The 23,580-nt window shown below is 57.7% G+C and carries 4 protein-coding genes; all 4 read left to right on the top strand.

All coding sequences use genetic code 11. From position 1 onward, the window contains the following. The first annotated feature begins 61 nt into the window (after positions 1-61). Genes H6650_19950 through H6650_19935 form a run of 4 tightly spaced genes read left to right on the top strand, consistent with a single transcriptional unit; the run spans position 62 to position 23,579 of the window. Positions 62-6,556, top strand: a complete 6,495-nt coding sequence (locus H6650_19950) for an amino acid adenylation domain-containing protein (GenBank protein ID MCB8954285.1) — start codon at positions 62-64, stop codon at positions 6,554-6,556. Beyond that, positions 6,540-9,872: an amino acid adenylation domain-containing protein gene (locus tag H6650_19945; GenBank protein MCB8954284.1), complete on the top strand. Its 3,333-nt coding sequence runs from the start codon at positions 6,540-6,542 to the stop codon at positions 9,870-9,872. Before H6650_19950 ends, H6650_19945 begins: the two co-directional genes overlap by 17 nt. Next, entirely contained in the window at positions 9,869-13,090 is a 3,222-nt protein-coding gene (locus H6650_19940) for an AMP-binding protein (protein ID MCB8954283.1), read from the top strand. The genes H6650_19945 and H6650_19940 overlap by 4 nt, the downstream gene beginning before the upstream one ends. Then, positions 13,074-23,579, top strand: coding sequence for an amino acid adenylation domain-containing protein (locus H6650_19935; protein ID MCB8954282.1), 10,506 nt, complete (start codon positions 13,074-13,076; stop codon positions 23,577-23,579). Before H6650_19940 ends, H6650_19935 begins: the two co-directional genes overlap by 17 nt. The last annotated feature ends 1 nt before the right edge of the window (position 23,580 follow it).

The raw sequence follows: 23,580 nt of genomic DNA, 5'->3' as shown, positions 1-23,580 counted from the left end.
GTTACGGGGCGAAGGGGATAAGCGTGTTCCCGACATCATTCCCCAACGTCCGGATCCATCCATGGCACCGCTATCGTTTGCTCAGGCGCGCCTATGGTTCCTCTTTGAATGGGAACCAGATAGCCCCGCCTACAATGAGTCACACGGTATTCAGATCAAGGGGCGGCTTGTGTTCGCTGCCCTTGAGCAGGCGTTTTTGGAAATGGCTCGCCGACACGAGATTTTACGCACACGCTACGCGGTCGTCGATGACGAGCCGGTACAGATCATTGCCCCATCAATTGACTGGTCACTATCGCAGGTTGACCTAAGTGGGCTGGCAGAAGAAAAGCGCGATGAAGAGTTGCGGAAATTAGCCAAAATAGAAGCGGAATGCCCTATTGACTTGCGGCGCGATTTGCCGTGGCGGGCGGTACTCATCCGCCTGGCGGCAGATGAGCACATTACCGTTTTCACGCAGCATCACATCTCTTGCGATGGGTGGTCTATTACCATACGGCAAAACGAGCTAACGGCGCTTTACCAGGCTTTCGCTGCCGGCAATCCCTCCCCGCTGCCGGCATTACCTATCCAATATGGTGATTTTGCGTACTGGCAACAACAACGACTGCTCGGCCAGTCACCAGACAAATTGCTGGCTTATTGGCGACAAAAACTGGCGGATGCAACTCTGCTGCAACTGCCCGTTGACCGGCCCCGACACCCGACACCCTATGCCAAAGGCGTGATGCGTTCCCGGGCACTGCCGGCAAATTTCACATCATCCTTACAGCTTCTGGCGCAACAAGAAAAAGTCACCGGATTCATCGTTGGCCTGGCCACCTTCAAAGTATTGTTAGGACGGTATGCCAACCAGCACGACATTATCATTGGTTCCATTACCACCAACCGGGAACGACCTGAATTAGAGAAGCTAATTGGATTCTTTGTTGACACCATTATCTTACGCACCGATCTGTCCGGCAATCCGCCCTTTCGAGAATTGCTGCACCGCGTTCAAGAAGTTGTACTCTCCGCTCAAACACACAAAGACCTGCCGGTTGATCACATTATTGCGGCACTTCACCCGCGGCGAGACGTCATGAACCGTAATCCATTCTTCCAGGTTTTATTCGCCTGGCAAGATTGGCAAGAGATGTTCCCAGATACAGAAGGCTACCACGGCACCTCTATTGCCAGCCTGGGGCGCACCGCCACAGATACGACTAAATTTGATCTGACGCTGTCAATGGAAAAAAACAACGGGGTCATTGAATGCTCCTGGGAATACAACACAGACCTCTACGAAGACGAAACCATCGTCAGGCTGGCCGCGCAGTTTGAAACGCTGCTCGGCGCGGCGCTGGCCGACCCCGACCAACCCATCGGGTATCTGCCCCTGCTAACGCCCGATACAGAAGCCCAAATCCTCCGTGCCTGGAATCCTCCCCCCACCCCACGACCAGCCTTCCACAGCGTCCACGCCCGCTTCGCCGCTCAAGCGGCGGCCACCCCAGACGCCATCGCCATCGCCTATCAAGACACCTGCCTCAGCTACGCCGCTTTGGAACAACGCGCCAACCAACTGGCTCGCTACCTGCGCCAGCAAGGCGTCGGCGCGGAAACGGTCGTCGGCATTTGCCTGGAACGCACCCCGGAACTGCTGGTCGCTCTCCTGGCGACCCTGAAAGCGGGCGGCGCGTACCTGCCATTAGACCCGCTCTACCCCGCCAGCCGCCGCGAATTCATGCTGCGCGATGCCGGCGCAGCCGTGCTGCTCACCCACAGCCAACTGCTGGCGCAACCCCCCGCCTTCGACGGACACACCCTCTGCCTGGACGCCTGCGCCGACCGGCTGGCGCAACAAGAGACAACCCCTCCCCGCGTCGCTATCCACCCCCAGCAGAACGCCTACATCATCTACACCTCTGGCTCCACCGGCCTGCCCAAAGGCGTGGCCATCTCCAACGGCGCGCTGGCGGATTACACCACCACCGCCATCGAAAACTTCCAGGTGACGGCCACGGACCGCGTACTCCAGTTTGCCTCCATCAGCTTTGACACCGCCGCCGAAGAAATCTACCCCTGCCTCGCCTCTGGCGCGACCCTGCTGCTACGTACCGATGATATGCTCGGCCCAGCCGCTCACTTCTTGCGCATCTGCCGGCAGCAGGCCATTACCTTCCTCGACCTGCCCACTGCCTACTGGCACGAATTGACTCGGGGCATGGTGGCCGAAACCCTCCTCTGGCCAGAAACGGTCCGCCTGGTCATTATTGGCGGGGAACGGGCACTGCCGGAACGGTGGCGGCAATGGCGCACGTTGGTCAGCCCCCAGGTCCAGTTGGTCAACACCTATGGCCCAACCGAAGGCACCATCGTGGCTATCAGCGACAATCTGAGCCAACGCGAAGCCGACCACGAGTACGAAGTCCCGCTCGGTCGCCCTATTCCCCATGTGCAGGCTTACATTCTCGACCCTTACTTGCACCCCACGCCGGTGGGCATTCCGGGCGAATTGCACATTGCCGGCGCCGGACTGGCGCGGGGGTATTTGCGCCACCCCAGCCTGACCGCCGCCCGTTTCATCCCCCATCCTTACAGCGACCGCCCGGGGGCGCGCCTGTACAAAACGGGCGACCTGGCTCGCTATCGACCAGATGGCACCATTGAGTTCGTGGGGCGGGGGGACAACCAGGTGAAGATTCGCGGCTTCCGCGTCGAACCCGGTGAAATTGAGACTGTTTTAGGAAAACATCCCGCTGTAGCTCAAGGCATCATCCTGACTCAAGATATAGAAAAGGACCCGGACAATAAACTACTGGTTGCCTACGTCGTACTCAAAGATGAAGCGAAAAACACGCCGATCAGCGACCTGCGCCAGTTCCTGCGGCAGAACCTGCCAGATTACATGGTTCCCGCGTTATTTGTTTCGTTGGAAGCCTTTCCTCTGACAGTAAGCGGCAAAGTAGATCGTCAGGCGTTGCCCAAACCAGAAGGAGAGAGGCCAGACTTGGCGGAAGCATATGCCCCGCCGCGAACGATCACCGAGGAGTCTTTGGCGGCCATCTGGGCGGATGTTTTGCAAGTGCAGCAAGTCGGCGTCCACGACAACTTCTTTGATTTGGGCGGCCATTCCCTGCTGGCTGTACAAATTGTGTCACGAGTGCGCAAAGTGTTCCAGGTGGAACTGCCGCTGCCGCAGTTGTTCAATACGCCGACGATTGCTGATTTGTCCGCTTTTATTGATGACGCCCTGCGCCTGGAACAGGGGCTATCGCTGGCCCCGATTGTATCCGTGCCGCGCAATGGCCGTCTGCCCCTTTCTTTTGCGCAACAGCGGCTCTGGTTCCTGGAACAATGGGATCCTGATAGCGCGGCTTACAATATGTCGGAAATGACTCGCACCAGAGGGGCGCTGTATCCTGAGGCGTTGTCAGCGGCCATTCTGGAGATTGTGCGCCGCCATGAAGTAATGCGCACGATATATGAAGTTGTTGATGGGGAACCTTTCCAGGTCGTAGAACCTGTGCCGGCATGGTCATTACCCCTGATCGATCTGGCCGACCTGTCTGAAAGAGCGCGCGAAGCCGAAATGATGCGGCTGGCATCCGCCCAGGCCCAACGCCCCTTTCATTTACAGCGGGAACAGCCCTGGCGGGCAGTCCTCATTCGTCTGGCGGCAGACGAGCACGTTACCGTTTTCACGCAACATCATATCTCTTGCGATGGCTGGTCCATTCAACTACGCAAGAATGAGTTGACATCCCTCTATGAGGCATTGGCGATCGGCGATCCCTCGTCGCTGCCGGCATTGCCTATCCAGTATGCTGATTTTGCTCACTGGCAGCGGGAACGGTTGCAGGGAGAGGCGCTAGAACGTTTGCAAGACTATTGGCGACAAAAGTTAGCGAATTTTACGCCACTGCAACTACCAACCGACCGGCCACATCCCCCTGTCCAAACCGATAACGGAGCAACGCGGACTGTCAGGTTGTCTCCTTCATTGAACGCGGGATTGGATGCGCTTTGCCGGCAAGAATCGGTAACCGGTTTCATGATCAGCATGGCCGTACTCAAAATACTGCTGTCGCGTATGACCGGGCAGACAGACATTACAGTCGGGTCTTCTTTCGCCAATCGAGATCGACCTGAGCTAGAAAAGTTGATTGGCTTCTTTGTGGACACCATTGTGCTGCGCACGGACCTGTCTGGTAACCCAACGTTTCGCGCGTTATTGCAGCGCACGCGCCAGGTCGTCTTAGAGGCACACTTGCACAAAGACCTACCTGTTGAGCATATTATCGCCAGTCTACAAACGCGGCGCGATATGAGCCGTAACGTGTTGGTCCAGTTCTTGTTTGAATGGCAGGATTGGCGGCACATGGCGGCAACAGAGGGTACGGCAGACACAACAGCAGAGGATGATGTGGTTGGCGTCTCGACCAATGCCGCCAAATTTGACCTGGCGCTGTTTGCTGAAGCGCAGAATGCCGGCATCATTTGCTCTTGGGAATACAACACAGACCTCTACGAAGACGAAACCATCGTCAGGTTGGCCGCGCAGTTTGAAACACTGCTCGGCGCGGCGCTGGCCGACCCCGACCAACCCATCGGGTATCTGCCCCTGCTAACGCCCGATACAGAAGCCCAAATCCTCCGTGCCTGGAATCCTCCCCCCACCCCACGACCAGCCTTCCACAGCGTCCACGCCCGCTTCGCCGCTCAAGCGGCGGCCACCCCAGACGCCATCGCCATCGCCTATCAAGACACCTGTCTCAGCTACGCCGCTTTGGAACAACGCGCCAACCAACTGGCTCGCTACCTGCGCCAGCAAGGCGTCGGCGCGGAAACGGTCGTCGGCATTTGCCTGGAACGCACCCCGGAACTGCTGGTCGCTCTCCTGGCGACCCTGAAAGCGGGCGGCGCGTACCTGCCATTAGACCCGCTCTACCCCGCCAGCCGCCGCGAATTCATGCTGCGCGATGCCGGCGCAGCCGTGCTGCTCACCCACAGCCAACTGCTGGCGCAACCCCCCGCCTTCGACGGACACACCCTCTGCCTGGACGCCTGCGCCGACCGGCTGGCGCAACAAGAGACAACCCCTCCCCGCGTCGCTATCCACCCCCAGCAGAACGCCTACATCATCTACACCTCTGGCTCCACCGGCCTGCCCAAAGGCGTGGCCATCTCCAACGGCGCGCTGGCGGATTACACCACCACCGCCATCGAAAACTTCCAGGTGACGGCCACGGACCGCGTACTCCAGTTTGCCTCCATCAGCTTTGACACCGCCGCCGAAGAAATCTACCCCTGCCTCGCCTCTGGCGCGACCCTGCTGCTACGTACCGATGATATGCTCGGCCCAGCCGCTCACTTCTTGCGCATCTGCCGGCAGCAGGCCATTACCTTCCTCGACCTGCCCACTGCCTACTGGCACGAATTGACTCGGGGCATGGTGGCCGAAACCCTCCTCTGGCCAGAAACGGTCCGCCTGGTCATTATTGGCGGGGAACGGGCACTGCCGGAACGGTGGCGGCAATGGCGCACGTTGGTCAGCCCCCAGGTCCAGTTGGTCAACACCTATGGCCCAACCGAAGGCACCATCGTGGCTATCAGCGACAATCTGAGCCAACGCGAAGCCGACCACGAGTACGAAGTCCCGCTCGGTCGCCCTATTCCCCATGTGCAGGCTTACATTCTCGACCCTTACTTGCACCCCACGCCGGTGGGCATTCCGGGCGAATTGCACATTGCCGGCGCCGGACTGGCGCGGGGGTATTTGCGCCACCCCAGCCTGACCGCCGCCCGTTTCATCCCCCATCCTTACAGCGACCGCCCGGGGGCGCGCCTGTACAAAACGGGCGACCTGGCTCGCTATCGACCAGATGGCACCATTGAGTTCGTGGGGCGGGGGGACAACCAGGTGAAGATTCGCGGCTTCCGCATCGAACCCGGTGAAATTGAGGCCAGATTAACGGAGCACCCCCAAGTAGGACAGGCAGCCGTTATCGCGCGCGAGGATACCCCCGGAAACAGTTATCTCACAGCCTATGTTGTGGGCATTGAAGACCATGCGCTGAACGTTAATGAGATTCGGGCTTTTCTGCAAGAGAAATTGCCCGATTACATGATTCCTACCTCCATAGTCATGCTCGAAGCAATGCCTTTGACGACTAGTGGGAAACTTGACCGCCGGATGCTGCCGACGCCGGAGCGAGTGCGTCCTGAATTGGATGGGGGATATGTGGCACCGCGCACGCTTTCCGAGGAAATGCTGACGGAATTGTGGGCGGAAACGTTGGGAATTGAACAGCCGGGCATCTATGACAATTTCTTTGAACTGGGCGGCCATTCCATGCTGGTCATCCAGCTGATGGCCAAAGTTCAGGATGTTTTTCAGGTCGAACTATCCCTGCGCCTTTTCTTCGAGCAACCCACGATTGCCGAGTTGGCCCTGGCTCTGGATGAAATCCTGCTGACGGAGATTGAAGGGTTGTCTGAAGAGGAAGTCATGGCTCTGCTGGAGGACGAAGAAGCCCTCTCCACAGGTGGTAAATATGCTGAAGGCACATGACCAGCCGCCCGCGGCGTCGGCAATTACCCAAACAATACCTGAGATGTTCCGCCGGCAGGCGGTGGGGAGTCCAGATGCAGTGGCCCTGGTCGGTGGAGACCAACACCTGACCTATGACGTCCTGAATAGACGCGCCAACCAACTCGCGCACTACTTGTGCGAGCAAGGGGTTCGTCCCGAAGAGTTGGTAGGCGTCTACCTGGATCGTTCGGTGGAAATGGCGGTGGCCCTGCTGGGCGTCCTTAAAGCAGGTGGGGGGTACGTGCCGCTTGATCCGGCCTATCCTGCCGACCGCCTTAAGTACGTGTTGCAGGACGCGGGGATAAACGTGGTCGTAACCGCTCACGCCCACCGGCACGATGTTGATGACCGTGACATAAAGGTTGTCTGCCTTAGCAGAGACCGTGCCGCCATCGCTACGAAACCTGACGTTGCTCCGCCTGTCTTGATTGACCCCGCGAACCTGGCCTATGTCCTCTATACCTCTGGCTCCACCGGTCAACCGAAAGGCGTTATGGTGACGCACCGGTCGCTGGTGAACCACAGTCACGCCGTCATGGTCGCTTATGACCTGACTGCGCGAGATCGGGTATTGCAGTTTGCCTCCATGAATTTTGACGTGGCCGCGGAAGAACTGTACCCAACCTGGCTGGCCGGCGGTCTCGTTTTTCTGCGAATGGAGCACCTGCTTTCTCTGGAAGCGTTTGGGCAATCTGTGACGGAGGCGGCGCTAACGGTTCTTAATCTGCCGGCATCTTACTGGCATGAATGGGTCACTCACCTGGCGCGGCATCAAGAAAAACCCTCCCCCTGGCTACGAGCCGTCATTGCCGGCAGCGAAATAGTCTTACCAGAGCGGTTGCGTCAATGGCGGGAAATAGCCGCCGGCCATATTCGCTGGTGGAATGCTTATGGCCCAACAGAAGCGACCATTACCACAACTGTGTATGAACACTGCGCCGACGCCGTCACGACAATTCCGATTGGGCGCCCGCTGGACAACATGACGACCCACCTACTTGATGAATGGGGCCGGCCCGTAGCGCCGGGCGTTTCTGGCGAACTGTGTATCGGCGGAATCGGGGTGGCTCGTGGTTATCTGCACCGACCGGGGTTGACGGCGGAGAAGTTCGTTCCCGATCCTTTCAGCTTACTGCCAGGAGGTAGATTGTATCGCACCGGCGACCTGGCTCGCCGTATGCCCGATGGGCAAATCGAATATCTTGACCGGATCGATCGTCAGGTGAAAATTCGCGGATTCCGCGTCGAGTTGGGCGAAATAGAAGCAGCGCTGCGACAACATCCCGCGGTACATGAGGCGGCGGTAGTGGTGCAGCCAGTCGCCGGCTCCACGCATCTGACAGCCTATCTTGTGCGCGAAGATAATCAAGAACTATCTGAAAAAATGGCGCAAGCATTCGTGCAAGCACATTTGCCAGATTATATGATACCGGCCAGGTATGTCCTGGTCCCATCGCTGCCGCTGATGCCCAATGGAAAGATAGACCGGCGCGCCTTAAGCGCAGCCACCGCGGAACTGTCGGCAACAGACGTCGGCTTTCCGCGCACGCCTCTGGAAGATAGTCTGGCTGCTATCTGGCGTCAGGTATTGGCGGTCGCGCCAATCGGCATACACGATGATTTTTTTGAGCTAGGGGGAAACTCGCTCACGGCTTTGCAAGCGATTTCGCGCATCAATGCTGCCTTGCGGACGCCATTGACCATGCCGGCATTCTTTGAAAACCCCACCATCGCGCAACTAGCTCTATGGCTTAGCAACAACGAGACAGCTCTTGATCCTCCCCGTCTACCGCCTATCCGGCCATATGTCCTGGGCGCAAACACACCCATTCCTCTTTCCTGGGGGCAACAACAACTGTGGCTCGTTGAGCAATTGTATCCTGGGAACACTGCTTATAATATCCTTTTCTCGCTGCGCCTGTCTGGTTCCCTGGATATACCCCTCTTGACAAAATGCCTCAACCAGATTTTGGCGCGACATGAAGCAATCCGGACAGCCATCATCATGGTTGACGGCCAGCCGACGCAGCGAATAATGCCGGCATCAACCATCCCCCTCCCCCTCATAGATATACACCAACTGCCCCAGGCAGAGGCAGAAGCAGAAGCCGTTCAAGCAGCCCGTGTCTTTGGGCAGCGTGCCTTTCAAATGTCGCAAGCGCCGCTGCTGCACGCGGGCCTCATCCGTATAGCGGACCAAAATCATCTATTGCTCTTATCCATGCACCATATCATCACCGATGGCTGGTCCCTCGTCGTCATGACCAATGAACTGGCCGCGCTCTATGGCGCTGGGGCGGAAAAGAAGGAACCCACCCTGTCCCCACTCCCCATTCAGTACAAAGATGTCGCCCTTTGGCAGCGACGCTGGCTGCAGCCAGCCATCCTGGCGGATCAGATAGCCTACTGGCAAACCCAGTTGGCAAGCTTGCCCCCTCCCCTAACGCTTCCTTGTGACCACCCCAAACCTGCCAGGTACACCTTCGCCGGCGCCCGCCAATGGTTTGTCTTGCCCAAAGTCTTGAGCGACGCTCTATACGCCGCCGGCCAACAAGCCAAAGCCACCCTCTTCATGACGCTGCTGGCATCCTATGGCGCGCTCCTCCACCGTTACACAGGACAACCAGAGATGATTATCGGCGCGCCCATTGCTGGCCGACACCAACGTGAAACAGAGCCTCTCATTGGTTATTTTGTGAATGTTCTTGCTTTACGACTCAATTTCCAAAGCGCCCCCTCGTTTCAGGCATTGGTGCGGCAGACACGCGAAGTTGTGTTGGAAGCCTATACTCATCAAGACGTGCCGATAGAACGTCTGGTGGAAATGTGTCGCCCGCAACGCATCTCTGACCAAAACCCGCTGTTTCAAACAACGTTCACGCTGCAAAACATGCCCCAGACAGCATTTGAAGCAGGCGGCATCCAGGCCAGGCCGCTGGAACTGGATACCGGCACAGCTTTGTTTGATCTACGCCTGGAGTTTTCCGTCCAACCGCAAAACCGTTTAGCAGGCTTCATTGAGTACAACACAGCCTTATTTGAACGGGAAACCATCACCCAACTCCTGGGGCATTATGTTGCCTTGCTGCAAAGCGTGACGGCTCACCCCGATCAGGCGCTGTCTACTCTCCTGTCTTTCATCCACGCCAGGCCCCAAGAGATGCCGCCGACGCCGCTCCAGGCAGCCGAAGACAGGTTAGCGCAACGGCGAGCCAGTTTATCGGCCCGGCGCACAAAGTTATCCGCGGACCAGTTAGCTCTGTTTGAGAAACATCTGCGAGGAAATAAAGAATGACGACCAGAGATGAAATAGCCCAACGCCGCGCGCAATTGTCTTCGCGGCGAAACAGGCTTTCACCCGAACAGAAAAAGGCGTTTGAAGCACAGTTGGCCGGTAAGGCCGCGGCCAGGGCGGAACAACTCCCTCGTCGCGCCGTGTTCAGCCCCGCGCCACTCTCTTTGAATCAGCAGCGTCTCTGGTTTCTTTACCAGTGGGAACCAGAAAGCCACGCTTATAACATCTTCCAGGTCACCAGGCTGCATACGGCACTCAATATGGATGCGCTTCAGCGCAGTTTTGATGAGGTGGTGCGGCGGCACGAAGTCTTACGAACGACCTTTAACTTTGTGGAGGGCCAACCCGCTCAATTGATTGCCCATGAGTTGTCGTTGTTTGTGCCGGTCATTGATTTACGCCACATCCCTATGCCGGCACGCGACACAGAAGCCCGGCGACTCTCTGACGCCGAATCCAAACAGCCATTTGACCTGACAAAAGGACCGCTCATTCGGCTGACGGCTTTATGGCTGGATGACGACGACCAGGTGCTGTTATTAACAATGCACCATATTATTTCTGATGGGTGGTCTGTGAGCATCTTCGTAGAAGAGGCCTACAAACTGTATCAGGCTTATTCAACCGGTCGGGCCATTTCGCTGCCGGCATTGCCCATTCAATACGCCGATTTTGCCGTCTGGCAGCGCCAACAGTTGACGGGAGAGCCTTTACAAGAACAACTTCGCTATTGGAAAAAAGAACTGGCCGGAGCGCCATCGCTGCTGGCATTGCCGATTGATTATCCACGCCCACCGGTGCAATCCTTTCGTGGGAAATCGCTCATTTTTCAACTTGACCCAGAACTTTCGCAACAAATCAAGCAAATCAGCCAACAAGCCAACACTACTTTGTTCATGACGATGCTGGCGTCGTTTTCTCTTCTGCTTTCTCGCTACAGTCGCCAGGAACACATCGTAATCGGCACACCCGTGGGCAACCGGCATTATCGGGAAATTGAACCCCTGATTGGTTTCTTCGTAAACACGTTGGTGCTTTGCACCCATTTATCCGGCAACCCCACGTTTTGGGAGCTATTGGAGCGGGTGCGGCAAATGGCGTTGAGCGCCCATGAACACCGCGATTTTCCCTTTGAGATGCTCGTGCAGGAACTACAGCGGGATCGGGATGTCAGCCACAATCCCTTGTTCCAGGTGATGCTGTTGCTGGATGGAATGACCCGCCGTGACATGATGCAAATTGCCGAGGAGGCGCAGGAAGAGGTTCGCCCTGATTCCTGGGAAATGGATAACGATATTGCCTTATTCGATTTGCTGATTGGCCTGGAGGATAAAGGAACTCATTTTCATTGCTCCCTCACCTATAACACGGGCATTTTTGAACGAGCTACCGTTTCGCGCATGGTCGGCCATTTTCAGACGCTCCTGGCAAACTTAATGAGCGATCCGACACAACGAGTCCTCGACGTGCCTCTCTTAACAGCGGAAGAATCTGAACGATTGGTGCTGGCGTCATCCTGGCAGCCTATTCAGGAAATGCGCCAGGAAACGGCGGAGACGGCGCTGGTGCACACTCTTATCGCCGCACGAGCAGAGCAGTCGCCGGATGCAATTGCAATCGTGACGCAAGAGGAGCATATTACCTACCGTGAATTAAATGAACGCGCCAACCGCCTGGCCCACTATCTTCTTTCGTGTGGGGTAGGGCCGGACACGCCAGTAGCGATTTGGTTGGATTATCCAGAAAATGGCGCGCTGGCCATGTTGGCTGTGTTGAAGGCAGGCGGCTGTGTGCTGCCTTTCGCCGATGTTGCTGAACTGGCACAAATGCCGGCATCCTTCCGCCACACCAGCATCCCCTTTCTCATTACAGAACAACACCAGACACCCCATTTGCCGGCAGAGAACTGGCAAATAATCTGCCTGGACCGGGATTGGCGCATGATTGCGCCTAACCGCGCCGATACCCCTACGCTCCATCTGACATCCGCGAATCTGGCCTGTGCAATTCCCGCCACAGATGCCCAACCCGCGCGGCTGTTAACGCATCGGGAGATCAATCTGGCAATGACAACGCAGCTATCGGTGACGCCTATTGACCAGCACAGCCGGGTATTCACACCTGCGTGCCGGACAAGCAACGCCCTATTGGCCGCCGTTTTGCCTGGCTTGCAAATGGGAGCAACTTTATGTTTATATCCTCAAACCAGCTTGTCTCCAAAGGTCAACCTGGACCATTTTGTAACGGAACAAGTCGTCTCCACCCTCGTTCTGTCTTCCTTGCAGTTAAACGAACTGTCTATAGAAAGCAGTCCCACCATAAAGCACATAATCACGACAGATAGGGTGTGTCCCCTCCATGTTTTACGCCGTTGGCTCCCTGGTCATTCAATCTATAATGCCGGCAGAATAGGCAGCGCCGCATGGGGAGCGCGGATTGATTCCGACCACAGCAACAACGAACGCCCCATCATCGGTCACCCCATTCCAGGAAGACAGGCTTATCTACTGGACGCACGGATGCAACCCGTTCCTGTCGGTGTGCCTGCGGAACTCTACATCGAAGCAGACAGCATGACGCGCGGGTATGCCCAATCCCCGCGCCAGACAGCCTCCCATTTTGTTCCCCATCCTTTTGCCCATAAGCCCGGCAGTCGCCTATTCAAAACGGGTGAAATTGCCTGCCGCCGCGCGGATGGCATCCTGGAATTCGTGGCTCAAACAACGGATCTGCAAGAAATTCGTGGGCGGCGCGTAGAACCCGGTCAGATCGAATCCATACTGGGACAACATCCAGATATAAAGGCGGTTCATGTACGCATACAGTCTGGTTCCTCGGCCCATCATGGCGAAAATACGGCAGGCGATCCCCGCCTGGTTGCTTACGTGGTGCTGCAACCAGGTGCGGCAGCGCCAGTTAGCGCCTTTCGCGCTTTCCTCAAGGAACGACTTCCCGTCTACATGCATCCTGCCGTCTTCATTCTGCTAGATGCCCTGCCATTGGCGTATGATGGGCAGGTCGCTCGCACGCTTCTGCCATCGCCAGACACAACTCAAGATGAATCTGACACCGCTTCTCAATCGCTAGACCAAAGCGATGTCAAGAGCGAAGTCTCGCAGCAGCGCGCCAAACTCTCTGTTCGTGAATCTGAATTGTCAGAAGCAAAAAAAGCATTGCTATTGAAAAGGCTAAGTAGGACAAATGCAAAAAGAAAATGATGCGCGGCAACAGCGCGATGATTTGTCCGAGCGACAAGAAAAACTCTCTGTTGCCAGGCGACTCTTGCTAGAAAAACGGCTGCGCGGGCAGCTCAAAAACAAAGAATGGACGATTCCGCGTCGGGAACAGAGCGGGCCGGCGCCTCTTTCCTATGCCCAACAACGGCTCTGGTTCCTGTCCCAGCTAATGCCCGACAGCCCCTTCTACAACGTCCCCATCATCACCAGATTAAGAGGCTCCCTGCATATTGCGCTGCTGCAACAAGCCGTAGACCAGATTGTTAAACGGCATGAGACTTTGCGTACGACCTTTGCACTGCTAGAACAACAGCCTGTGCAGGTTATACATCCCCCTGGTACAACGCGGCTGCCCGTTGTGGATTTGTGTCATTTACCCGCAACCTGCCGGCAAGCAACAGCGCAACAACTGGTAACGCAAGAAGTCAAAACTCCCTTCAACTTAACGCAAGGTCCCTTGTTGCGCCCGCTACTGCTGCGCCTGGACGGAGATGAGCACATTCTCGTTCTGAACATGCATCACATCATTACCGATGCCTGGTCAGTTCGCGTCTTTATTGATGAACTCAGAACACTCTATGCGGCGTTTCTTGACAATCATCTCTCCCCCTTGCCAGAACTCCCCATCCAATATGCGGATTTTGCGAGCTGGCAACAGCAGTGGCTCCAGGGAGAGCGTTTAGATAAGCAACTCGATTATTGGCGGCGAAAATTGTCAGGCGCTTCTTTCATTCTGGACCTGCCCACCGACTACCCCCGACCGGTCGCTCAATCTTTCCGCGGCGCTGCTATTCCGTTTGAAATGCCGGTAGAACTCAGTCAGGCGCTGAAAAACCTGAGTCGCCAGACCGGAAACAATCTGTTCAACACGTTATTGGCCCTATTCAACTTGCTGCTGAGCCGATACACCAATCAGTCGGATATTCTTGTGGGTATCCCCATCGCCGGACGGCACCGTTCCGAAGTCAAGGGGCTGATTGGCTTCTTTGTGAACACACTGGTTATACGCACTCAACTTTCCCGCCACCTGAATGTTCAGGAACTGCTGGCGCAGATACGAGAAACAACGCTGGAAGCCTATTCAAATCAAGATTTACCGCTGGAACTGCTGGTCAAAGACCTGCTGCCCGAACGCGACCCGGGCCGCAACCCTTTGTTTCAGGTTATGTTTGATTTCGACGAAGCCGTGGAGGAGGCAGCCACATCTGATGACAACGGGTTAGACCTGGACAAGACCGCCTATCTCACCGAAACAGACCTGGACCTGGAAACAGATAGCGGTACAGCCAAATTTGATCTAAGCCTGGCAATGTTTGACACAGGGCAAACATTGCGCGGAGAGATCGAATACAGCACCGAACTTTTCACGGCCGCCACAATCCAAAACCTGGCAAGTCATTTACAACAACTGGCAACTGAAATTGTATCTAACCCACAGCAGCCACTCTGGGCGTTATCAGTATTAACAACGACGGAATCAGACCAGATAGTGTACGCCTGGAACGAAACAACCCGCCCGTACGCTTCTTCGCTATGTATCCATCAACTGATAGAAGCGCAGGCCGCCGCCACGCCAGATCGGATAGCCCTTTCGTTTGGCGAAGAGCAACTGACCTACAGCGAACTTGACCGGCGGGCAAACCAGTTAGCCCACTATCTGCGTGGACTGGGCGTCGGACCGGAAACCCTCGTGGGCGTCTTCTTGAAGCGGTCAGTAAGCATGGTTGTTGCTCTGCTAGGCGTGTTGAAGGCAGGGGCAGGATATGTGCCCCTGGACCCGACATATCCGGCGGAACGCATTCGTTTCATTCTGTCAGACACGCAATCCCCCGTGCTGCTGACGGAAAAAGAACTGGCGGCTGCCTGGGAAAACGTGCTTGATAACGTCATTTGTCTGGACGAAGATGGCGGCGTCATAGCTGCCATGCCTGTTGCACCACCGCCGGCGCGGTGTCACGCCGGAAATCTGGCCTACGTGATCTACACCTCTGGTTCCACGGGAAAACCCAAAGGGGTAGCCATCACCCATCAAAACGCCCTGGCTCTGATTAGCTGGGCGCATGGGGTGTTTGATGATACCGTGTTAGCCAGAACGCTCGCTGTCACTTCCATTTGCTTTGACCTATCCATATTTGAGTTGTTTGTCCCCCTGAGCCGTGGCGGAACCGTGGTGCTGGTGGAAACGGTCCTGGATGTTCCAGAGTCGGACGCGGCGCAAACCGTGAGCCTGATAAACACCGTGCCTTCCGCTATGAAAGAGCTGTTGCGCCAGCAAGGCTTGCCCGACGGTGTGCATGTCGTCAACCTTGCCGGAGAAATCTTGCCCACCGATCTGGTCCAACAAATCCACCAGCAGCGGCCAACCATACATTGCGTCTATGACCTGTACGGGCCATCAGAGGACACCACCTACTCGACTTATGCCCGGCGAGACCCTGCCGGCCCAATGACCATTGGGCGACCTATTGACAATACGCGGGTATACATCCTGGATGAGGCGCTACAACCCGTGCCCGTGGGCGTGCCCGGCGAGGTGTACATTGGCGGTGACGGCCTGGCCCGCGGTTATCTGCGCCGCCCCGGATTGACGGCCGAGCGGTTCCTGCCCCATCCCTTCAGCCGCACGCCCGGCGCGCGCCTGTACCGCACAGGCGACCTGGCGCGTTTCCGCCCCGATGGTCACATCGCCTTTATCGGGCGCATTGACCATCAGGTGAAGGTGCGTGGCTACCGCATTGAGTTGGGGGAAGTTGAGGCCGTGCTGCGGCAACAGTCGGCGGTGCGGGATGTGGTGGTGGTGGCTCGCACGCTGAGCGAACGAGACACGGCGGCGGAGAAGCAACTCGTGGCTTATGTAACCGCGCAGCCGGCAGCCACGTTATCACCGCCCGCCTTGCGCGAAGCGCTGCAAGCCGTTTTGCCCCCCTACATGGTTCCCGCCGCCTTTGTGCTGCTGGATAGCCTGCCCATGACCCCCAACGGCAAGGTCGACCGCCAGGCCCTGCCCGTCCCTGACAGCGCGGGGCTGGTCCGTGGCCGCGCTTTCACACCGCCGCGCACGCCTATTGAAGCGCTCGTGGCGGATACCTGGGCACAGGTATTAGGCTTAGACCAGATCAGCGTCCAGGATAACTTCTTTGAGGTCGGCGGTCACTCCCTGGTGGCCACCCAGGTTGTGTCCCGCCTGCGCGACACTTTTGCCATTGAGTTCCCCCTGCACCAACTCTTTGAGTCCCCTACCGTGGCCGGATTAGCTGGCTTCATCGAATCCAGCCGCGCGGTTCCTGATGCACCTTCTCTGCCTACTACTATCACGCCGGCCGAACGCAACGGGCCGTTGCCCCTTTCCTTCGCACAGCAACGGCTCTGGTTCCTGGATATGTTGGCCCCTGATAGCTCGTTCTATAACATCCCCGCCGCCATGTATTTACGCGGGTCGTTGTCCGTGACCACGGTCGCCCGCAGCCTCAATGAGATTGTCCGTCGCCACGAAACATTACGCACGACTTTTGCTCTCGTCGATGATGAACCGGTACAGGTCATTGCCCCTTACCGGCCGCGACCACTGCCGGTGGTGGACTTGCAAGGGCTGCCCCCCGCCCGACGCCAGGCCGCGGCGCAACAGTTGGTGGATGAAGAAGCGGCGCGCCCGTTTGTGTTGAGCCAGGGTCCCCTGATACGTTTTGCCTGGCTGCGCATTGCACCCACGGAACAAGTCCTGCTGGTGAATATGCACCACATCATTTCAGATGGCTGGTCAGTAACGTTGTTTGAACGTGAGTTGGATGCCCTTTATCATGCTTATGAGCAGGGGCAGCCTTCGCCGCTGCCGGAACTCCCCATCCAGTACGCTGACTTTGCCCTCTGGCAGCAGCAGTGGTTGCAGGGCGCGGGGTTGGCGCATCAAATGCAGTATTGGCGCACGCAGTTAGCCGACCTCCCTACCCTCGCCTTGCCCACCGACTATCCTCGTCCCCCGGCGCAAACTTTCCGCGGCGCGGCGCACAGCTTCGTCATACCTACGGAAACCGCCGCCGCCCTGCGCGCCGTGGCTCGCGCCGAAGGCGTCACGCTGTTCATGCTTTTGCTGACCGCTTTTCAAATCCTGCTGGCGCGTTACAGCGGACAAGAAGATGTGGTAGTGGGAACCCCTATTGCCAACCGTAACCGGTTTGAGACGGAAGGATTGATTGGCTTCTTTGTCAATACGCTGGTGCTGCGCACGGACCTGTCAGGACACCCCTCTTTCCGCCAATTGTTGCGGCGGGTGCGCGCCATGACCCTCGCGGCCTATGACCACCAGGACTTGCCCTTTGAAAAGCTGGTCCAGGAACTCCAACCCGAACGTGACCTCAGCCGTAATCCGTTGTTCCAGGTGATGTTTACTTTTGACCTGGGCTATGGCAACGGCGGCGAAACCCGCGCCGAAGTGACGACGGACCCCGTCGCCGTGGACTTGCACGTCACCAAGTTTGACCTGACGCTGGCCATGGGCGATGATGCTGGCGTATTGGTGGGGGACATAGAGTATAACATAGACCTGTTTGCCGCGGACACCATTGCCCGTATGGTTGACCATTGGCAACATCTCCTGACAGCCATTGTGGAGCAACCCCATGCGCCCTTTACCCAACTCCCTCTGCTGCCTCCGGCGGAAACGCAGCAAATTCTGTTTGCCTGGAACGAAACAGACGCCCCTTGCGAGCTGACCGGGTGCATTCACGACATCGTCTCCGCCCATGCCCAGCGCACGCCCGACGCCCTCGCCGTTGTGGATGGCGACCTGCACCTCACATATCACGCACTCAACGGGCGCGCTAACCAACTGGCTCACTATCTGCAACAGCGGGGCGTTGGCTCAGAAGTAACAGTGGGGGTGCTGCTAGACCGTTCGGCCGCCATGATTGTGGCCCAACTGGCCGTGCTGAAGGCTGGCGGCAGCTACGTGCCGCTGGACCCCACGCATCCGCCGGACAGATTGGCGTTCATTGCTCAGGACTTACAATTCCCAGCCCTGTTGACGCAACAAGACCTGCAATCCCACTTGACCGGCATAACGGCGGACGTCATCTGCCTGGATGCCGATTGGGCGGCAGTGTCCCAAATGCCTGACCAGACGCCCGCTGTGCAGGTCGCCGCCGAAAATCTCGCTTATGTCATCTACACTTCCGGCTCTACCGGAAAACCTAAAGGGGTAGGCGTCCCCCATCGGGGTCTCTTGAACCTGATTAACTGGCACAAACACACCAGCGAGATAACGCCTCATGACCGGGCGTCGGTTATCGCCAGCCCTTCTTTTGATGCTTCGGCGTGGGAAGTATGGGCAAATCTCGGTTTTGGCGCCAGTCTCCACATACCTGACACCCGCATACGCGCCGTCCCCACGCAGCTTGTCGCCTGGTTCGTTGCGCAGGCTGTCACGGTGGCTTTCTGCCCCACCCCATTAGCCGAAGCCGTTTTGTTGGAACCCTGGCCCACTGATGTCTCCCTGCGTCTGCTGCATACGGGCGGCGACAAGTTGAATCGCGCGCCCAAACCCGGTTCTCCTTTTGCGCTGATTAACAACTACGGCCCAACGGAAAACAGTGTCATTTCAACCTGGACCCCGGTTCCACCAGATGCCGCTCACGACATCACCTTGATTGGGCGACCTATTGACAATACGCGGGTATACATCCTGGATGAGGAGCTACAACCCGTGCCCGTGGGCGTGCCCGGCGAGGTGTACATTGGCGGTGACGGCCTGGCCCGCGGTTATCTGCGCCGCCCCGGATTGACGGCCGAGCGGTTCCTGCCCCATCCCTTCAGCCGCACGCCCGGCGCGCGCCTGTACCGCACAGGCGACCTGGCGCGTTTCCGCCCCGATGGTCACATCGCCTTTATCGGGCGCATTGACCATCAGGTGAAGGTGCGTGGCTACCGCATTGAGTTGGGGGAAGTTGAGGCCGTGCTGCGGCAGCAGTCGGCGGTGCGGGATGTGGTGGTCGTGGCTCGCACGCTGAGCGAACGAGACACGGCGGCGGAGAAGCAACTCGTGGCTTATGTAACCGCGCAGCCGGCAGCCACGTTATCACCGCCCGCCTTGCGCGAAGCGCTGCAAGCCGTTTTGCCCCCCTACATGGTTCCCGCCGCCTTTGTGCTGCTGGATAGCCTGCCCATGACCCCCAACGGCAAGGTCGACCGCCAGGCCCTGCCCGTCCCTGACAGCGCGGGGCTGGTCCGTGGCCGCGCTTTCACACCGCCGCGCACGCCTATTGAAGCGCTCGTGGCGGATACCTGGGCACAGGTATTAGGCTTAGACCAGATCAGCGTCCAGGATAACTTCTTTGAGGTCGGCGGTCACTCCCTGGTGGCCACCCAGGTTGTGTCCCGCCTGCGCGACACTTTTGCCATTGAGTTCCCCCTGCACCAACTCTTTGAGTCCCCTACCGTGGCCGGATTAGCTGGCTTCATCGAATCCAGCCGCGCGGTTCCTGATGCACCTTCTCTGCCTACTACTATCACGCCGGCCGAACGCAACGGGCCGTTGCCCCTTTCCTTCGCACAGCAACGGCTCTGGTTCCTGGATATGTTGGCCCCTGATAGCTCGTTCTATAACATCCCCGCCGCCATGTATTTACGCGGGTCGTTGTCCGTGACCACGGTCGCCCGCAGCCTCAATGAGATTGTCCGTCGCCACGAAACATTACGCACGACTTTTGCTCTCGTCGATGATGAACCGGTACAGGTCATTGCCCCTTACCGGCCGCGACCACTGCCGGTGGTGGACTTGCAAGGGCTGCCCCCCGCCCGACGCCAGGCCGCGGCGCAACAGTTGGTGGATGAAGAAGCGGCGCGCCCGTTTGTGTTGAGCCAGGGTCCCCTGATACGTTTTGCCTGGCTGCGCATTGCACCCACGGAACAAGTCCTGCTGGTGAATATGCACCACATCATTTCAGATGGCTGGTCAGTAACGTTGTTTGAACGTGAGTTGGATGCCCTTTATCATGCTTATGAGCAGGGGCAGCCTTCGCCGCTGCCGGAACTCCCCATCCAGTACGCTGACTTTGCCCTCTGGCAGCAGCAGTGGTTGCAGGGCGCGGGGTTGGCGCATCAAATGCAGTATTGGCGCACGCAGTTAGCCGACCTCCCTACCCTCGCCTTGCCCACCGACTATCCTCGTCCCCCGGCGCAAACTTTCCGCGGCGCGGCGCACAGCTTCGTCATACCTACGGAAACCGCCGCCGCCCTGCGCGCCGTGGCTCGCGCCGAAGGCGTCACGCTGTTCATGCTTTTGCTGACCGCTTTTCAAATCCTGCTGGCGCGTTACAGCGGACAAGAAGATGTGGTAGTGGGAACCCCTATTGCCAACCGTAACCGGTTTGAGACGGAAGGATTGATTGGCTTCTTTGTCAATACGCTGGTGCTGCGCACGGACCTGTCAGGACACCCCTCTTTCCGCCAATTGTTGCGGCGGGTGCGCGCCATGACCCTCGCGGCCTATGACCACCAGGACTTGCCCTTTGAAAAGCTGGTCCAGGAACTCCAACCCGAACGTGACCTCAGCCGTAATCCGTTGTTCCAGGTGATGTTTACTTTTGACCTGGGCTATGGCAACGGCGGCGAAACCCGCGCCGAAGTGACGACGGACCCCGTCGCCGTGGACTTGCACGTCACTAAGTTTGACCTGACGCTGGCCATGGGCGATGATGCTGGCGTATTGGTGGGGGACATAGAGTATAACATAGACCTGTTTGCCGCGGACACCATTGCCCGTATGGCTGACCATTGGCAACATCTCCTGACAGCCATTGTGGAGCAACCCCATGCGCCCTTTACCCAACTCCCTCTGCTGCCTCCGGCGGAAACACAGCAAATTCTGTTTGCCTGGAACGAAACAACCCGCCCGTACACTTCTTCGCTATGTATCCATCAACTGATAGAAGCGCAGGCCGCCGCCACGCCAGATCGGATAGCCCTTTCGTTTGGCGAAGAGCAACTGACCTACAGCGAACTTGACCGGCGGGCAAACCAGTTAGCCCACTATCTGCGTGGACTGGGCGTCGGACCGGAAACCCTCGTGGGCGTCTTCTTGAAGCGGTCAGTAAGCATGGTTGTTGCTCTGCTAGGCGTGTTGAAGGCCGGGGCAGGATATGTGCCCCTGGACCCGACATATCCGGCGGAACGCATTCGTTTCATTCTGTCAGACACGCAATCCCCCGTGCTGCTGACGGAAAAAGAACTGGCGGCTGCCTGGGAAAACGTGCTTGATAACGTCATTTGTCTGGACGAAGATGGCGGCGTCATAGCTGCCATGCCTGTTGCACCACCGCCGGCGCGGTGTCACGCCGGAAATCTGGCCTACGTGATCTACACCTCTGGTTCCACGGGAAAACCCAAAGGGGTAGCCATCACCCATCAAAACGCCCTGGCTCTGATTAGCTGGGCGCATGGGGTGTTTGATGATACCGTGTTAGCCAGAACGCTCGCTGTCACTTCCATTTGCTTTGACCTATCCATATTTGAGTTGTTTGTCCCCCTGAGCCGTGGCGGAACCGTGGTGCTGGTGGAAACGGTCCTGGATGTTCCAGAGTCGGACGCGGCGCAAACCGTGAGCCTGATAAACACCGTGCCTTCCGCTATGAAAGAGCTGTTGCGCCAGCAAGGCTTGCCCGACGGTGTGCATGTCGTCAACCTTGCCGGAGAAATCTTGCCCACCGATCTGGTCCAACAAATCCACCAGCAGCGGCCAACCATACATTGCGTCTATGACCTGTACGGGCCATCAGAGGACACCACCTACTCGACTTATGCCCGGCGAGACCCTGCCGGCCCAATGACCATTGGGCGACCTATTGACAATACGCGGGTATACATCCTGGATGAGGCGCTACAACCCGTGCCCGTGGGCGTACCCGGCGAGGTGTACATTGGCGGTGACGGCCTGGCCCGCGGTTATCTGCGCCGCCCCGGATTGACGGCCGAGCGGTTCCTGCCCCATCCCTTCAGCCGCACGCCCGGCGCGCGCCTGTACCGCACAGGCGACCTGGCGCGTTTCCGCCCCGATGGTCACATCGCCTTTATCGGGCGCATTGACCATCAGGTGAAGGTGCGTGGCTACCGCATTGAGTTGGGGGAAGTTGAGGCCGTGCTGCGGCAGCAGTCGGCGGTGCGGGATGTGGTGGTCGTGGCTCGCACGCTGAGCGAACGAGACACGGCGGCGGAGAAGCAACTCGTGGCTTATGTAACCGCGCAGCCGGCAGCCACGTTATCACCGCCCGCCTTGCGCGAAGCGCTGCAAGCCGTTTTGCCCCCCTACATGGTTCCCGCCGCCTTTGTGCTGCTGGATAGCCTGCCCATGACCCCCAACGGCAAGGTCGACCGCCAGGCCCTGCCCAATCCGAGAGAAACGAGCCTGCTCAGGCGGGAAGATCTGATGGGGCCGCGCACCGCTCTGGAATGGCAACTCGTCCAAATCTGGGAAGAGGTATTAGGTTTACATCCCGTAGGAATTACTGATGACTTTTTCCAATTAGGCGGGCACTCGCTCATGGCGGTGCGTCTGGTGACACGATTGCGGCAAGAAGTACACCCCACCTTCCCCCTCACTGCCATCTTCCAGAACGCCACCATTGAGCTAATGGCCGCCGCGCTGCGACAACACAACCAGGACCAACTGGCTGCGCCAACCTCGTTAGTTCCTATTCAAGCCGGCATCCCTGAGCACCATCCGCTTTTCTTTGTTCATCCCGTCGGCGGCAATGTTTTCTGCTATTTTGAACTGGCCCGCCATCTTGGGCCACAGCAGCCATTCTATGGGCTACAAGCCAGAGGGCTGGATGGATTAGAGGAGCCATCTTCTAACGTTGAAGAAATGGCCGCGCATTACATTGCGCTTATTCGCCATGTTCAACCTGAGGGACCCTACTACCTCGGCGGGTGGTCAATGGGAGGGATTATTGCCCTGGAAATGGCCCAGCAACTACACATGCAAGGGCAGAAGATAGCCAGGTTAATCCTGATTGATACGCATCTACCCGACAACACGCAAACATCCGATGCGGACCTGCTCATTAGTTTCATGCAGCACCTGGGTCTGTGGACCCCGATCGATAATGTGAGAGAAGCAGCCCAAGACGTGCCGGGAGACGAATTGGCTTACATACTGCAGCAAACCAGACAGGCTGGCGTTATTCCCCCTGATACGCAACTGGACCAACTTCACCACCTTTTTGATGTTTTCAAAGCAAATATACGGGCCATGGAACAGTATCAACCACAGCTTTACACGGGGAGTCCCGTGGTTTTGTTCAAGGCGATGGAGTTCTGGGGAGAAGGAGAACTGGAAAGCGATTTGGGCTGGGGTAAATTCATTTCGCACCAACTTGCAGTGTATGACACGCCAGGACATCACTTCTCTTTGCTGCAATCGCCGCAGGTAGCGTTTCTGGCGGACCGCCTCAAGGACGGTTTACAGGAGGTCGCAAGATAGT

This window comes from Ardenticatenales bacterium, from assembly GCA_020634515.1.
Taxonomy (GTDB): Bacteria; Chloroflexota; Anaerolineae; order Promineifilales; family Promineifilaceae; genus JAGVTM01.
The sequence above is the reverse complement of the archived record's forward strand: the minus strand, read 5'-3'. Positions and strand labels throughout refer to the sequence as shown.

Coding starts and splice junctions, on each gene's coding strand:
- H6650_19950 (MCB8954285.1), top strand. CDS start 62: ATGGCACCGCTATCGTTTGCTCAGGCGCGCCTATGGTTCCTCTTTGAA.
- H6650_19945 (MCB8954284.1), top strand. CDS start 6,540: ATGCTGAAGGCACATGACCAGCCGCCCGCGGCGTCGGCAATTACCCAA.
- H6650_19940 (MCB8954283.1), top strand. CDS start 9,869: ATGACGACCAGAGATGAAATAGCCCAACGCCGCGCGCAATTGTCTTCG.
- H6650_19935 (MCB8954282.1), top strand. CDS start 13,074: ATGCAAAAAGAAAATGATGCGCGGCAACAGCGCGATGATTTGTCCGAG.